The organism is Cellulomonas sp. ICMP 17802 (assembly GCF_041295535.1).
Classification (GTDB): domain Bacteria; phylum Actinomycetota; class Actinomycetes; order Actinomycetales; family Cellulomonadaceae; genus Cellulomonas.
The window spans coordinates 1-15,043 of the sequence record NZ_JBGFQZ010000011.1 but is presented as its reverse complement, the minus strand read 5'-3'; the positions used below and the strand labels follow the sequence as shown (position 1 = coordinate 15,043).

The 15,043-nt window shown below is 74.2% G+C and carries 9 protein-coding genes; all 9 read left to right on the top strand.

Translation table 11 applies throughout. The annotated features are described in order from the left end of the window. The first annotated feature begins 31 nt into the window (after window positions 1-31). A complete protein-coding gene (locus tag AB5970_RS10685) occupies window positions 32-973 on the top strand; it encodes an ABC transporter permease (protein WP_370503922.1) in 942 nt (313 codons plus the stop codon). Further along, window positions 970-2,847 carry a dipeptide/oligopeptide/nickel ABC transporter permease/ATP-binding protein gene (locus AB5970_RS10680; protein WP_370503921.1) on the top strand — a complete coding sequence of 626 codons (1,878 nt, stop codon included), beginning with the start codon at window positions 970-972 and terminating at the stop codon, window positions 2,845-2,847. The genes AB5970_RS10685 and AB5970_RS10680 overlap by 4 nt, the downstream gene beginning before the upstream one ends. Continuing rightward, complete coding sequence (locus tag AB5970_RS10675) at window positions 2,844-3,755, top strand: ATP-binding cassette domain-containing protein (RefSeq protein WP_370503920.1); 912 nt, start codon at window positions 2,844-2,846, stop codon at window positions 3,753-3,755. Before AB5970_RS10680 ends, AB5970_RS10675 begins: the two co-directional genes overlap by 4 nt. Before the next feature lie 29 nt (window positions 3,756-3,784). After that, window positions 3,785-5,284: a glycoside hydrolase family 43 protein gene (locus AB5970_RS10670; RefSeq protein WP_370503919.1), complete on the top strand. Its 1,500-nt coding sequence runs from the start codon at window positions 3,785-3,787 to the stop codon at window positions 5,282-5,284. Further along, window positions 5,277-7,394 (top strand): beta-galactosidase, encoded by a 2,118-nt coding sequence (locus tag AB5970_RS10665; RefSeq protein WP_370503918.1) that lies wholly within the window; start codon window positions 5,277-5,279, stop codon window positions 7,392-7,394. Before AB5970_RS10670 ends, AB5970_RS10665 begins: the two co-directional genes overlap by 8 nt. A gap of 37 nt (window positions 7,395-7,431) precedes the next feature. Next, on the top strand, window positions 7,432-9,927 hold the full coding sequence (locus tag AB5970_RS10660) for a beta-glucosidase family protein (RefSeq protein WP_370503917.1): 2,496 nt from the start codon (window positions 7,432-7,434) through the stop codon (window positions 9,925-9,927). Beyond that, the gene (locus tag AB5970_RS10655; protein WP_370503916.1) at window positions 9,927-10,877 is read left to right on the top strand and encodes a nucleoside hydrolase; all 951 of its coding nucleotides are present in this window, start codon (window positions 9,927-9,929) and stop codon (window positions 10,875-10,877) included. The genes AB5970_RS10660 and AB5970_RS10655 overlap by 1 nt, the downstream gene beginning before the upstream one ends. Beyond that, window positions 10,874-13,741 (top strand): alpha-L-rhamnosidase, encoded by a 2,868-nt coding sequence (locus AB5970_RS10650; RefSeq protein ID WP_370503915.1) that lies wholly within the window; start codon window positions 10,874-10,876, stop codon window positions 13,739-13,741. The genes AB5970_RS10655 and AB5970_RS10650 overlap by 4 nt, the downstream gene beginning before the upstream one ends. Next, the coding region (locus AB5970_RS10645) for an FGGY family carbohydrate kinase (RefSeq protein WP_370503914.1) at window positions 13,738-15,043 on the top strand (1,306 nt) is incomplete at its 3' end. The genes AB5970_RS10650 and AB5970_RS10645, both read left to right, overlap by 4 nt.

The following is a 15,043-nucleotide window of genomic DNA, read 5'->3' as shown; positions in this document are numbered from 1 at the left end:
CTGCCCATGTCGACGCCGCCAAGGGGTAGCCATGCTGATGTTCTTCCTCCGCCGACTCCTCGCCGGGGTCGTCCTCGTCATCGTCGCCGCGTCCGTGATCTTCGGGCTCATGAGCCTGTCGGACAACGCCGTGGCCCGCGCGATCGCCGGGCAGACCGCCAGCCCGGAGCAGGTCGCCCAGAAGGCCACCGAGCTGGGGCTCGACCAGCCGTTCCTCACCCGGTACCTCGACTGGCTCTCCGGCCTGCTGCACGGTGACCTGGGTTCGTCCTGGTACTCGGGGCAGCCCGTCACCACGATCATCTCCACCAAGCTGCCGGTGACGCTGTCCATCCTGCTGCTCGGCCTGCTCGTGGCCGCGGTGCTGGCGGTGCTCATCGGTGTCGCCGCCGCCGTCCGGGGCGGCTGGCTCGACCGGGCCGTGCAGGCCCTGGCGATCCTCGGCTTCGCCGTGCCGGCCTTCCTGGTCGCGCTGGTGCTGTCGGTGCTGTTCGCCGTGCAGCTGAAGATCTTCCCCGCCGTCGGGTTCGTGCCCTTCGCCGAGTCGCCCAGCGGCTGGCTCATGTCGGTCACCCTGCCGGCGATCGCGCTGGCCATCGGCGCGACGGCCGCCACGGCGCAACAGGTCCGGGGCTCGATGATCGACGTCCTGGGCGCGGACTACGTGCGGACGCTGCGCAGCCGCGGCCTGTCGGAGCGCAGCCTGCTGTTCCGCCACGCCCTGCGCAACGCCGTCCCCCCGGCGCTGACCGTCCTCGGTCTGCAGTTCATCGGCCTGGTCGGTGGCGCGGTCGTCGTGGAGAAGGTGTTCGGCCTCTACGGGATCGGCACCGAGGTGTTCTCGGCGTCGACCTCCCAGGACCAGCCGGTGGTGCTCGGGATCACGGTCGTCATGGTGATCATCATCGTCGTCGTCAACCTGCTCATGGATGTCTCCTACGGCCTGCTCAACCCCAAGGTGCGTGTGTCATGACCATCCCCGGGCTCATGTCGACCAGTCCCGTCGACGCCGCCGCGCCCGCGCCGCTGCCCAAGCGGGCCGGCCGGATCAAGCGACTCCTGTCCGACCCGACCGCCGTCGCCGCGATCGCGGTGCTCGTGATCCTGGTCGTGGCGAGCTTCGCCGCCCCGCTGCTCACGGACGCCGACCCGAACGCGCCCTCCCTGGCGAACACCCTCGGGCCGCCCGCTCCGGGCCACCCGCTGGGCTTCGACGGGGTCGGTCGCGACATCTGGTCGCGGCTCCTCTACGGCGGTCAGGTCAGCCTGATCGGCGCCGCCCTCGCGGTGCTCGTCGCGCTGGCGATCGGCGTGCCGACCGGCCTCGTCGCCGGGTACTTCAAGGGCGGGTTCGACGGGGTCGGCGCCTGGGTGGCCAACCTCGTGATGTCCCTGCCCGCGATCGTCATCCTCATCGTCGTGTCGCAGGTGATCGGGCAGGGCACCAACGCCACGATGCTCACCTTCGGCGTGCTGATGTCGCCAGGCGTGTTCCGCCTGGTGCGCGGCTCGGTGGTCGCGGTGCGCGAGGAGCTCTACGTCGACGCCGCCCGCGTCTCGGGCCTCGGCTCGACGCGGATCATGCGCCGCCACATCCTGCCGGTGGTGGCCAAGCCGACCATCATCCAGGCCGCCCAGATGTTCGGCGTCGCGATCATCATCCAGGCCGGCCTCCAGTTCCTCGGGATCGCGCCCTCGAACGAGGCCTCCTGGGGCGGCATGCTGGCCGACGCGCAGGCCAACATCTACATCGCCCCGCGGCTGCTCATCTGGCCCGGCGTGGCGATCGTCCTCACGGTCGCGGCGTTCGCCCTGCTGGGCAACGCGCTGCGCGACGTGCTCGGCGCCCAGTCCGTCAAGCAGTCCCGCGCCACGCGCCGGGCCGCGAAGGCCGCCGCCAAGGTCGCCGCCGCCAACCGCATCGCCGGCACGACCATCCAAGCAACCCACGCGGACGTCGCCCCGGTCGTCACCGACCCCGGCGTGCTGCTCGAGGTGGACAACCTGCGGGTCGCCTACCCCAAGATCGACGGCGAGTCGGTCGTCGTGAACGGCATCTCGCTCGTGGTGCGCAAGGGCGAGGTGCTCGGCCTGGTCGGCGAGTCCGGCTCGGGCAAGACGCAGACGGCGTTCTCGATCCTGGGCCTGCTGCCGCCCGAGGCGAAGGTCTCGGCCGACAACATCACGTTCGGCGGCGAGGAGCTCGCCGGGATGAGCCGGTCGGCCATGAACGTGATCCGCGGCCACCGGATCGCGTACGTGCCGCAGGAGCCGATGTCCAACCTCGACCCGTCGTTCCGCATCGGCTACCAGCTCACCGAGCCGATCCGCCAGCACCTGGGCCTGAGCAAGAAGGACGCCAAGGCGAAGGCGATCGCGCTGCTGGCCCGGGTGGGCATCGCCGACCCGGAGCGCACGTTCAAGGCGTACCCGCACGAGATCTCGGGCGGCATGGCCCAGCGCGTGCTCATCGCCGGTGCGGTGTCCTGCGACCCGGAGCTGCTCATCGCGGACGAGCCCACCACCGCCCTCGACGTCACCGTCCAGGCCGAGGTGCTCGACCTCATGCGCTCCCTGCAGGAGGAACGGCAGATGGGCATGATCCTGGTCACCCACAACTTCGGGGTGGTCGCCGACATCTGCGACCGCGTCGCGGTCATGCAGACCGGCCAGATCGTCGAGACGGCACCCGCCCGCGAGCTGTTCGCCAACCCCCAGCACCCGTACACGCGGATGCTGCTCGACTCCACGCTCGAGGACTCCGAGCCACGGCCGCAGCTCGCGACCGCCGGCGCGGCCACCTCCGCAGCATCCTCTGCACAGCCGACCCGGGGGGAGGGCGCATGAGCGCCACGACACCGACCACAGAGCCGTTGCTCGTCGCCGACGACGTCGTCGTCGAGTACCCGATGAAGGGGTGGCGCAAGCCGCCGTTCAAGGCCCTCAAGGGGGTGTCGCTGTCGATCCGCGCCGGGGAGACGGTCGGACTGGTCGGCGAGTCCGGCTCCGGCAAGACCACCCTCGGCCGGGCGGTGCTGGGCCTGGCCCCGGTGACCGGCGGCCAGATCCGGTACGCCGGCCGCCCCATCAACGGGATCAGCGTCAAGGAGCGGCGGGGCCTGAGCGAGGACATCCAGGTGGTGTTCCAGGACCCGTACACGTCCCTCAACCCGGCGATGACGGTCAACGACATCCTCACCGAGCCGCTGCTGGTCGCCGGCACGAGCCGCAAGGACGCCACCCGGCGCGTGCGCGACCTGCTCGACAGCGTGCACCTGCCCGCCGACGCCGGCGAGCGCCTCCCCCGGGAGTTCTCCGGCGGCCAGCGGCAGCGGATCGCCATCGCGCGGGCCCTGAGCCGCAGCCCCAAGCTCATCGTCTGCGACGAGCCGGTCAGCGCCCTGGACCTGTCCAACCAGTCCCGCGTGCTCGACCTGTTCATCGAGATCCAGGAGCGCACCGGCGTGGCGTACCTGTTCATCACCCACGACCTGTCGGTGGTGCGGCACATCAGCCACCGGGTCGCCGTGATGTACCGCGGCGAGATCGTCGAGTCGGGCGATGCCGCCACCGTCACCACGGCCCCCGAGCACCCGTACAGCCAGCGCCTGCTGCTGGCCGCGCCCGTGCCCGACCCGGTCCGCCAGCAGCAGCGCCGGGCCGACCGGCTGCGCCTCGCCGCCCAGCTCGCCGAGCAGGACGAGCAGGCCGGCGCCGGCGCAGGCGGGACCGAGGCCCTGCCGAAGTCCGCCTGACCTCCCACGACCTACAGAGGGGCACCACCGTGCTGCTGAACCCGGCCGTCTCCGGCTTCCACCCCGACCCGAGCGTCGTCCGCGTGGGCGACGACTACTACCTCGCCTGCTCGAGCTTCGAGTACTTCCCGGGCGTCCCGCTCTTCCACAGCACGGACGCCGAGCACTGGACGCCGATCGGGCACGTGGTGACCCGGCCGGGCCAGCTGGCGATCGAGGACGTGCCGACGGGCGGGGGCGCGTGGGCTCCGACCATCCGGTTCCACGACGGGCAGTTCTGGCTGACCGTCGCGGACGCGATGGGCCGCGGCGGGCTGATCTTCACCGCGACCGACCCGGCGGGCGAGTGGAGCGACGGCGTGGTGATGGTCGGCGCGGACGGCATCGACCACGACATCACCTGGGACGCCGACGGCACCTGCTACGTCACGTACTCGGGCCTGCTGCTCACCGGTCCGGAGTTCGGCACCCACCTGGGCATCCAGCAGGTGCGGATGGACCCGACGACGGGCCAGGCCCTCGAGGCGCCGCGCTCGCTGTGGTCCGGCACCGGCCTGAAGTTCCCCGAGGCACCGCACCTCTACGAGATCGACGGCACCTGGTACCTCATGATCGCCGAGGGCGGCACGGAGCGCGGGCACGGCGTCTCGATCGCGCGCGGCCCGTCGCCGGAGGGTCCCTTCGAGGGCGCGCCCGTCAACCCGGTGTACTCCCACCGGTCCACCAGCCACCCCGTGCAGAACGCCGGGCACGGCGACCTGGTGCACACCGACGACGGCTGGCGCATGGTGCTCCTGGGCACGCGCCCGGGCGGGATGAGCCAGATGTTCGCCCCGCTGGGCCGCGAGACGTTCACGACCCGGGTGGCCTGGGTCGACGGCTGGCCGGTCGTCGAGCGGTTCACCCTGACTCCCGACCTGCCCCCGGTCGAGACGACGACCTCGTTCGCCGAGCCGCTCGGCCTGGAGTGGCTGTCCATCCGCGACGCGGAGCGCGGCTGGCTCGCACGGTCCGACGGGCGCCTCGTGATCACGGCCCCGGACGACGCGCCGCCGGTCGCGATGGACGCGCACCGCCCGCACTTCCTCGGCCGTCGCCAGCTCCACCTCGGCAGCCGGTGCGCGGTGCGGGTCGACGCGTCGTCGGGCACCGGCGGGCTGTCGGTGCGCTACGACGAGCGGCACCACTACGACGTCGAGGTCTCGGGTGGCCGCCTGGTCGCCCGCGTGCGGCTGGACCAGCTCGAGCAGACCTGGGAGGCGGCCGTCCCGGACGGCCCGGTCGAGCTGTGGATCAGCACGACACCCGTCGTCCCCGGGCCCGGGCTCGACATGCCCGACCTCGCCACCTGCGACCTGGTCCGCCTCGGCTACGGCAGCGGCGCGGACGCGGTCGAGCTCGCCGTCGTCGACGGGCGCTACCTCACCTCCGACGTGACGTCGTCGTTCACCGGCCGCGTGACCGGCATGTACGCGGCCTCCGGCACCGTGGCCTTCGAGGGCTTCGAGTACGCGGGGCACGATGCCTGAGAGCCCCCGGCTGCCGGACCGGATCCGGGTCGGCGCCGCCTACTACGCCGAGTACCAGCCGTACGAGCGCCTGGACGCCGACCTCGACCTCATGGTCGCCGGCGGGTTCTCCGTGATCCGGGTGGGCGAGTCCGTGTGGTCGACGTGGGAGCCGCGCGACGGCGAGTTCGACCTCGACTGGCTCCAGCCTGTCCTCGACGGCGCGCTGGCCCGGGGCATCGAGGTCATCGTCGGCACCCCCACCTACGCGGCCCCGCCCTGGCTGCGCGTCACGTACCCCGAGACCACGGCCCACGTCGCCACCGGCGCGCCCATGCCGTACGGCGCCCGGCAGGACGTGAACTACGCGCACCCCACCTTCCGGCGGCTCGCGGAGCGCGTCGTCCGGGCCGTCGTCAGCCGCTACGCCGACCACCCGGCCGTCGTCGGCTGGCAGGTGGACAACGAGCCCGGCAACAAGATCTTCTTCAACCCGGACGTGTTCGCCGGCTTCGTGGACACGCTCCGCGCCCGGTACGGCACCGTCGAGGAGCTGAACCGGCGCTGGGGCCTGACCTACTGGTCGCACCGGATCGCCGACTGGTCCGAGCTGTGGACCCCGGACCTCAACACCACCCCGGCGTACGACCTCGCGTGGCGGCGCTACCAGGCGACCCTGGCCGACGACCTCATCGCGTGGCAGGCCGATGTCGTGCGCGAGTACGCCCGGCCGGACCAGTACGTGATGACCTGCATCGCGCCCCACCACCGGGCGCAGGACCTCACGACGATCGCCCGGCCCTTGGACGTCGCCGGCGCGAACATCTACTACGCCACCCAGGAGTCGCTCACCCACCCGGGTCCCGACGGGCTGGTCGGCGGGATCGCCGACGACTTCGTCCCGTGGGCCGGCCCCGCGTTCCCCACCCTGCAGGCCGACCTGGCCCGCGGCATGCGCGACGAGCCGTTCCTCGTCACGGAGACGAACGCGACGTCGATCGGCGGCGCCGGCGACAACCTGCCCTGCTACGACGGCCAGTGGCGTCAGGCGGGCTGGCTCATGGTCGCGCGCGGCGCCCGGATGCTCGAGTACTGGAGCTGGGCCACCCAGCACTACGGCGCCGAGTCGTACTGGACCGGCATCCTCGGGCACAGCCTGACCCCGGGCCGGACCTACGCCGAGCTGTCGGCGCTGGCGCGCGACCTCGAGGCCGCGTCGCCGCAGCTCATGGACCTGCGGGCGCACAGCGACGTCGGCCTGCTGGTCAGCCCGGAGAGCCGCTGGGCGCTGGAGTTCCAGGGCCCCCTCGCGGTGACTCCGCACACCTGGTTCGGCGACCCGACCTCGTACGAGCAGATCCTCGCGGCGTTCTACCGCGGGCTGTTCGACGCCGGGCTCGCGGTGGACGTCGTCGGGCCCGACCAGCTGCCCGACGACCCCGACGCCCTCGTCCGGCGCTGGCCCGTGCTCGTCGTGCCCGCGCTGTACATCGCCTCCGACGCGACCCTCGACCTGCTCGTGCGGTACGCCGCGGCCGGCGGGCACCTGGTGCTCACGCCGCGCACCGGCTACGCGACCGAGGAGAACGTCATCCGGCCGGTCGTCGCCCCCGGGGTCCTGGCCGGGCCGGCCGGCGTGCACTACCTCGAGTTCACCAACCTGCCCGTCGACGTGCTGGTCACCGGCGCGGGCTGGTCCGGCTCGGCGCACGCGTGGGCGGACGGGCTGCTGCCCGACGACGCCGAGGTGCTCGCCGGGTACGACCACCCGCACCTGCGCCAGTTCGCGGCGATCACCACGCACGCCCACGGCGCCGGTCGGGTGACGACCGTCGGCACGGTGCCGGACCGTGCCCTCGCGGCGGGGCTGGCCACCTGGCTGGCCGGCACCTCGCTGCCGCCGGACCCGTGGCGCGACGCCCGGCCGGCGAGCGTCACGGTGCACACCATGGCGTCCGACCGCGGGCCTGACCGGCTGCGCGTGGTGCACAACTGGTCGTGGGACCCGGCGGGCTACGTGCTGCCTGCCGCCGTGACCGACGTCCTCATCGGCGACGTCCTCGACGCGGGCGACCGCATCCTGCTCGGCCCGTGGGACGTCCGCGTGCTGCGCGAGCACGACCTGACCTGACCCGACCTGACCCAGCCCGAGTTCACCGGAGAACCTCATGACGCAGCTGACCGCCCTTCCCGTCCCCGCGGTCGACGAGGGCGACCTCGCGCGCCGGCTCGCGGCGCTGTCCCTCGAGCAGAAGGTCCGCCTGATGACAGGCGCGGACTTCTGGTCGCTCTACGCCGAGCCGGACGCCGGCCTGCGTCGGCTGGTCGTCTCCGACGGACCGGCCGGGATCCGCGGGGAGTTCTGGGACGAGCGCGACACCTCGGCGAACGTGCCCTCCCCCACGGCGCTGGCCGCGACGTGGGACCCGGAGCGGATCGAGGCCCTGGGCCTCCTGCTCGCCGCCGAGGCGCGGCGCAAGGGCGTCGACGTGCAGCTGGCGCCGACGGTCAACCTGCACCGGACGCCCTACGGCGGCCGGCACTTCGAGAACTTCTCCGAGGACCCGTTCCTCACCGCCCGCATCGGCGTGGCCTACGTGCGCGGGGTCCAGGCCGGCGGCGTGGGCGCGACCGTCAAGCACTTCGTCGCCAACGACACCGAGACCGACCGCATGAGCATCGACGCCCAGGTGGACGAGCGCACGCTGCGCGAGCTCTACCTGGCGCCGTTCGAGGCCATCGTCCGCGAGGGCGGCGTCTGGGCCGTGATGGCCGCGTACAACCAGGTCAACGGCACCACGGCCACCGAGACGCCGCTGCTGCGCGACGTGCTGCAGGACGAGTGGGGCTTCGACGGCGTGACGATGTCGGACTGGTTCGCCACCCGCTCGACGGTGGCCGCCGCGACCGGTGGCCTCGACCTCGCGATGCCCGGGCCGGCGGGCCCCTGGGGCCCCGCGCTCGTGGACGCCGTGCGGTCCGGCGACGTGGACGAGGCGCGGATCGACGACCACGTGCTGCGGATCCTGCGGCTGGCCGCACGAGTCGGCGCGCTCGACGGCATCGAGGCGGTCGCGCAGGCACCGTCGTTCACCGACGCCGAGGTGGCCGAGCGGCTGCGTGCCGACGCCGCCGCCGGCTTCGTGCTGGTCCGCAACGTCGGCCTGCTCCCCCTGCCGGCGGACGCCCTGACCAGCGTCGCGGTGCTCGGTCCGAACGCCGAGGTCGGTCGGACCCTCGGCGGCGGCAGCGCGACGGTCTACCCGCCGTACACCGTCTCCCCGCTGGACGGGATCCGCGCCGCGCTGGGGTCCCGGGCGTCCGTCACGTTCGCCGAAGGCGTGCGCGCCCACCACCGCACCTCCCCCGCCCGCGACGTCGTCACCACGCGCGCCGACGGCACCCCCGGCGTCGACATCCGCTACCTCGCGGCCGACGGCTCGGTGCTGCTGACCGAGCCCCGCTCGGGCGGCACGTTCAACTGGCTGATCGGCTTCCCGGCGGACGCGGCCGACTGCACCGCGGTCGAGGTCGCCACCCGGGTGACCGCCACGTCGACCGGCACCTGGGAGGTCGGCGGGTCCGGCCTCGGGCGGTTCCGCCTCGTGCTGGACGGCGCGGAGGTCCTGGACACCGAGCTCGTGCTGCCCCCGGGCGCCGACCTGGTGGAGGGCATGATGGCCCCGCCGCAGGGGGTCCACCACGTCGAGCTCGCCGCCGGCGAGTCGGTGGACGTCGTGCTGCGGCACGACCTGACCGGTGCCTCGACCTCGCCCGACGGCCTCGAGCTGGGCACCATGCTCCAGCTCAACATCGAGCCCCCGCACGCCACGGACGACGAGGCCATCGCCGCGGCCGTGGCCCAGGCCGCCGCGGCGGACGTCGCCGTGGTGGTCGTCGGCACCAACGAGGAGGTCGAGTCCGAGGGCTACGACCGCGACACGCTGGCCCTGCCCGGACGGCAGGACGAGCTGGTCTCCCGGGTGGCCGCGGCCAACCCGCGCACGATCGTGGTGGTCAACGCCGGCGCCCCCGTGCTCATGCCGTGGGCCGACGAGGTCGCGGCCGTCCTGCTGGCCTGGTTCCCCGGGCAGGAGTTCGGCGACGCCCTCGCCGACGTGCTGCTCGGCGTCGCCGAGCCCGGCGGGCGCCTGCCCACCACCTGGCCGCTCGACGAGACGAACCTGCCGTCGGGCACCCCGGTCGACGGCGTCGTGCGGTACGACGAGGGCCTGCTCGTGGGCTACCGCAACCCGGACCGCACGGCCCGGTACGCGTTCGGTCACGGGCTGGGCTACACCACCTGGGAGTTCGAGTCGGTCGGCGTCCCGCTGGCCCCCACCCACGACGGGCCCGGCGAGGTCGAGGTGACCGTCCGGAACACGGGCACCCGCGCCGGCCGTGAGGTCGTCCAGGTGTACGCGTCCCGGCCCGGCAGCGAGGTGGAGCGGCCCGTGCGCTGGCTCGTCGGGTTCGCCGCCGCGGTCGCCGAGCCCGGGCAGTCCGTCACCGTGCGGGTGCCGCTGCCCACGCGGTCGCTGGCGCACTGGGACGTCGACTCGCACGCGTGGACCATCGAGCCGGGCACGTTCACCCTCGAGGTCGGGCGCTCCAGCGCGGACCTGCCGCTCGTCGAGGAGCTCGCCTGGACGGAGACGCGCTGATGTCGACGCGCCTCCGGGTGATCTCCGACAACGACTACTCGGGCGACCCCGACGGGCTGGTCCAGCTGGCGCACCTGCTGCTCTCGCCGTCGGTGGACGTGCGCGCCGTCATCGGCTCGCACCTGCGCGCCGGCGACCCGTTCGACCCCTCGACGACCACCGCGACGAAGGCCAAGGCCGCAGCGGACGTCGTCGTCGACCTGCTGGGCCTCACCGACCGGGTGACCGTGCTCGAGGGCTCGAACGACGCCCTGGCGGACCGGCACACGCCGATCCGCTCCGCGGGCGCCGAGGCGATCGTCGCCGAGGCGATGCGCGACTCGGACCAGCCGCTCTACGTGACGCTCGGCGCCGGGCTGACCGAGCTGGCCAGCGCCTTCCTGCTCGAGCCGCGCATCGCCGAGCGGCTGACCGCCGTGTGGATCGGCGGCCCGGAGCACGACGGCCTCGCCGTGGCGCCCCCGCGGGCCGACGGGCCGGAGGTCTCGGAGTACAACCTGCGGATCGACGTCACGGCCGCGCAGGTCGTGCTGGACTCGCCGATCCCGCTGTGGCAGGTGCCGCGGGACGCCTACCGCCAGGCGATCATGAGCATGGCGGAGCTGGAGACGCGGGTGCGCCCGCACGGGGCGATCGGCGAGCACCTGGTCGACCGGCTCGTGGCGGTCACCGAGATGGCCGCCGCGCACGGGTTCCACGCCGGCGAGGTCTACATCCTCGGCGACAGCCCGTTGGTGCTGCTCACGGCCCTGCAGTCGTCGTTCGAGCCCGACCCGTCCTCCTGCCGGTACGTCACGCTGCCGGCACCCGCGATCGACGACGAGGGCCGGTACGTCGCGCGCCCGGGCGGTCGCCCGATCCGCGTGTACACCCACCTGGACAACCGGCTGATGTTCGACGACCTGGTGGCCAAGCTCGCCCGGCACGCGGCCGCGACGGCGATCGCATGAGCACCGTCGTCGCCCAGCTCTGGGCCGGGGACCGGGGCCGGCCGGAGTTCCTCGCCACCGGCAGCCCGACCGTGTCCTGGGCCGTGCGCAGCGACGAGCTCGCCTGGGAGCAGACCCGCGCCGAGCTCGAGCTGCGGGTCGACGGCGCGGTGAGCACCGCCGGCGTGACCGGACCGGTCGCGCAGAAGGTCGCGTGGCCGTTCGCGGCGCTCGGTCCGTACGCCAGCGCCGAGCTCCGGGTGCGGGTGCACGGCACCGGCGGGGAGCCGAGCGCGTGGAGCCCGTGGCACGCCGTGCGCACCGGGCCCCTGGGTCCGCAGGACTGGCGGGCACCGTTCGTCACGGTCGACCCCGCGCTGCCGTGGCCGGAGCGGGGCACCGCCCGGTTCCGCACCGAGCTCACCGTGCCGGCCGGCCTGGTCGGCGCGCTGCTGTCGTTCACCGCGCACGGCATCGTCGAGGCGAGCCTGGCCGGCGTGCGGGTCGGCGACGAGGAGCTCGCCCCGGGCTGGACTGCGTACCGGGACGTGCTGGCCTTCTCGACCGTCGACGTCACCGCGCAGCTCGCCGCGGCCGGCGACGGACCGGTGGTGCTCGGCGCCACGGTGGCGGAGGGCTGGTACGGGGAGCGCTTCGGCTTCGACGGCGACTTCCACCGCGCCTACCCGGGCCCGGTGGCGCTCGCGGCGCAGCTGCGCCTGGTCGACGCGGACGGCGCGGTCACCTGGGTGACCACCGGACCCGACTGGTCGGCCACCACCATGGGGCCGGTCACCTCGGCGAGCATCTACCAGGGCGAGTCCGTCGACGCCCGGCTGCTGGACGACGCGCTGCTGAGCCCGCGGGCCGTGCTCCCGGGCGGCCGCCCGGTCGTGCTGCTCGACGACGTCCTCGCCGACGACCCGCTGGCCGCCGACGCCGTGCGCCCCGACCGCCTGGTGCCCGCGTCCGCACCTCCGGTCCGGGTCGTCGAGACCGTCCACGTGCGCAACCTGATCCGGACGCCGTCCGGCGCCACCGTGCTCGACCTCGGCCAGAACCTGGTCGGGCGCGTGCGCCTGCGGGTGGACGGACCGGCGGGGACGACGATCACCCTGCGGCACGCCGAGGTGCTGGAGAACGGGGAGCTCGGGGTGCGCCCGCTGCGGTTCGCCAAGGCCACCGACACGCTCGTGCTCGCCGGGGCCGGGCCGATCGACTGGCACCCCCGGTTCACGTACCACGGCTTCCGGTACGTCGAGGTGACCGGGTGGCCGGGCGACCTCGACCCCTCGGCCCTCGTCGCCGAGGTGCTGCACACCGACCTGGTGCGCACGGGCCACCTGACCACGTCCGACCCGCTGCTCAACCGGCTGCACGCCAACGTGGTGTGGGGCCTGCGGGGCAACGCCGTCTCCCTGCCGACCGACTGCCCGCAGCGCGACGAGCGGCTGGGCTGGACCGGCGACATCCAGGTGTTCGCGCCGACCGCGAGCTTCCTGTACGACGTGTCGGGCTTCCTCGGCTCCTGGCTGCGGGACCTCGCGGCCGAGCAGCGCCGCGGCCCGTCGGTGCCGGTCGTGGTCCCCAACCCGCTGCGCTTCCCGATGCCGCCCGCCGCCGCCTGGGGCGACGCGGCCACGCTCGTGCCGGACGCCCTGTACGCGCGGTACGGCGACGCTGGTGCGCTGGCGGAGCAGTACCCGAGCATGCGCGCGTGGGTCGATGACGTGCGCGCGCTCGCCGGCGACCGGAACCTGTGGACCGGCGGGTTCCAGTTCGGCGACTGGCTGGACCCCGCCGCCCCGCCGGACCGCCCCGCCGACGCCCGGACGGACGCCGACATCGTCGCCAGCGCCTACTACTACCGCTCGTGCGCCGCCCTGGCGCGGGCGGCGCGGGTGCTCGGCCACGATGCCGACGCGCAGGAGTACGGCGCGCTGGCCGAGCGCGTCCGCGCGGCGTTCCTCGCCGAGTACGTCACGCCCGCGGGTCGCATGATGTCCGACGCCCACACGGCCTACGCCCTCGCGATCGGGTTCGACCTGGTCGACGACGAGCGCCGGACGCTGCTCGGCGACCGCCTGGCCGAGCTGGTGCGCGCGCACGGCTACCGCATCGGCACCGGCTTCGTCGGCACCCCGCTGGTGACGGACGCCCTCGAGGTCAGCGGCCACGCCGACGTCGCGTACCGCCTGCTCCTCGAGCGCGAGTGCCCCTCGTGGCTGTACCCGGTGACCATGGGCGCCACCACCATCTGGGAGCGCTGGGACTCGATGCTGCCCGACGGCTCGATCAACCCCGGCGAGATGACGTCCTTCAACCACTACGCGCTCGGCGCGGTCGCCGACTTCCTGCACCGCCGGGTCGGGGGGATCGCCTCGGGCGAGCCCGGGTCGCGGGTGGTCGACGTGCGGCCGGTCCCCGGGGGCGGCCTGACCTCGGCGGAGTGCTCGCTGGACACCGGGTACGGCGTGGTCCAGGTCCGGTGGACGCGCGACGGCGACCGCTTCGCGATGCGCGTCCGGGTGCCGGCCAACATGCGCGCGCGGGTGACCCTGCCGACCGGGACGTCCACCGAGGTGGGCTCGGGCGAGCACGACCTCACGTGCGCGCTGCCGGCCGAGCCGGACGCCGAGCCCCGGACCTGGGACCTGGAGACCCCGATGTCGGCGTTCATGGACGACGACGTCGCCCGGGCCGCCCTGCTGGCGGCCTGCGCGGACGAGGGGTACGGCATGGCCCTCGGCTGGGTGGCGGACGGGCGCTGGCGCAGCGACACGACCCTGCGGCAGTCGCTCATGCTCATGACGCCCGACGGCATGGCGCGGATCGAGGCCGCGCTCGCCGCGGTGGGCCGCGAACGGGCGGAGGTGACCGGATGACGCAGCACGTGCTCGCCGTCGACCTGGGCACCACCAACGCGAAGGCCGTGCTCACCACCGCCGCGGGGTCGATCGTCGCGCGGGGCTCCTGCCCCCTCGGCATCGCGTTCCCCGCGCCGCGCTGGGTCGAGCAGGACGCCGACGAGATCTGGTCCGCCACGCTCGCCGCGGTGTGGGCGTGCCTGGCCGGCGCGGGCGGCCTGGTGCCGGACGCGCTGGCGGTGTCCAACCAACGGGAGTCGGTGGTCGCCTGGCACCGCCGGACGGGTGCGCCGCTGGGGCCCGTGCTCGGGTGGCAGGACGGGCGGACGGCCGACACCTGCGCGCGCCTGGTCGCGGACGGGCACGGCGTGACGGTCCGGGCCCGCACCGGGCTCGCGCTGGACCCGATGTACTCGGCGCCCAAGATGCGGTGGCTCTACGACGCAGCGCTGGCCGCGGGGACCGCTCCCGAGGACATCTGCCTCGGCACGGTCGACTCGTGGCTCGTGTGGAAGCTCACCGGCGGCGAGGTCTTCGCCACCGAGGCGGGGAACGCCTCGCGGACGCTGCTGCTCGATCTGGTGGACCTCGACTGGCACCCCGACCTGCTGGCGGTGTTCGGCCTCCCGCGCGAGGCGCTGGGCCAGGTCAGAGCCTCGGACGGCGGCTTCGGCACGACGACGGACCTGGGGGTGCTCCCGGCGGGCCTGCCGGTCGCGGCGGTGCTCGCCGACTCGCACTCCGCGCTCTACGCGCACGGGTCCGGCGTGCCGGGCCGCGCCAAGGTGACGTACGGGACCGGGTCGTCGGTGATGATCCTCTGCGCGGCGCCGGACGGCGCACCGGACGGGATCGCGACGACCCTCGCGTGGCTCACCCGCGAGGGACCGGCCTACGCGCGCGAGGGGAACATCCTCGCGAGCGGTTCCGCGCTGGACTGGATGGCCACGATGCTCGGCGGGGACCCGGACCTGCCGGGTGGCGCGGTGCTCACCGAGCTGGCCTCGCAGGCGCCCGACTCCGGCGGCGTCGTGCTCGTCCCGGCCTTCGCCGGCCTCGGCGCACCCCACTGGGACCGGGCGGCCACCGCCGTCCTCACCGGCATGACGGCGGGCACCACGCGGGCGCACCTCGCGCGCGCGGCGCTCGAGGCCGTCGCGCACCAGGTCGCCGACGTCGTCGAGGCGATCGCCTCAGGCCCCGGTGCCCCGATCCGCGAGATCGTCGCCGACGGCGGGGCCACCGCGAGCGGCGCGCTGATGCAGGCGCAGGCCGACCTGCTCGGACGCCCCGTGCGGGTGGCCGAGGCGGCCGAGGCGT

Bases quoted from the DNA above. Each gene is read 5' to 3' on its own strand.
- AB5970_RS10685 (WP_370503922.1), top strand. From the start codon at position 32: ATGCTGATGTTCTTCCTCCGCCGACTCCTCGCCGGGGTCGTCCTCGTC.
- AB5970_RS10680 (WP_370503921.1), top strand. From the start codon at position 970: ATGACCATCCCCGGGCTCATGTCGACCAGTCCCGTCGACGCCGCCGCG.
- AB5970_RS10675 (WP_370503920.1), top strand. From the start codon at position 2,844: ATGAGCGCCACGACACCGACCACAGAGCCGTTGCTCGTCGCCGACGAC.
- AB5970_RS10665 (WP_370503918.1), top strand. From the start codon at position 5,277: ATGCCTGAGAGCCCCCGGCTGCCGGACCGGATCCGGGTCGGCGCCGCC.
- AB5970_RS10660 (WP_370503917.1), top strand. From the start codon at position 7,432: ATGACGCAGCTGACCGCCCTTCCCGTCCCCGCGGTCGACGAGGGCGAC.
- AB5970_RS10655 (WP_370503916.1), top strand. From the start codon at position 9,927: ATGTCGACGCGCCTCCGGGTGATCTCCGACAACGACTACTCGGGCGAC.
- AB5970_RS10650 (WP_370503915.1), top strand. From the start codon at position 10,874: ATGAGCACCGTCGTCGCCCAGCTCTGGGCCGGGGACCGGGGCCGGCCG.